Genomic DNA, 547 nt, shown 5'->3' on the forward strand with positions numbered 1-547 from the left:
AAAGTGTCAGCCATTGGGATCCGGCAGTGTGCTCTTCCGATCCGGGGACCTTAGCTGTTGGTCTGGGTCGTTTCCCTCTTGATGATGGATCTTAGCACTCACCGTCTGACTCCCGGTTATAGGTACTTGGCATTCGGAGCTTGACTGGACTTGGTAACCCTTGGCGGGCCCCGCACCCAATCAGTGCTCTACCTCCACGACTCTGACACCGAGGCTAGCCCTAAAGCTATTTCGGGGAGAACCAGCTATCTCCGAGTTCGATTGGAATTTCTCCGCTACCCCCACCTCATCCCCGAATTTTTCAACATTCGTGGGTTCGGGCCTCCAGTGCGTGTTACCGCACCTTCACCCTGGACAGGGGTAGATCACACGGTTTCGGGTCTACGTCCACATACTGTATCGCCCTATTCAGACTCGCTTTCGCTGCGGCTCCGGCTCTTCACCTTAACCTTGCATGGGAACGTAACTCGCCGGTTCATTCTACAAAAGGCACGCCATCACCCCTGAATCGGGCTCTGACTTCTTGTAAGCGCACGGTTTCAGGTTT

General features: G+C 54.8%; 1 rRNA gene. It reads right to left on the bottom strand.

Annotated features, from left to right (window positions below):
- A 23S ribosomal RNA gene (locus I7822_RS29625) occupies positions 1 to 547 on the bottom strand; the annotation flags it as partial.

Source organism: Metabacillus bambusae, from assembly GCF_017497975.1.
Taxonomy (GTDB): domain Bacteria; phylum Bacillota; class Bacilli; order Bacillales; family Bacillaceae; genus Metabacillus; species Metabacillus bambusae.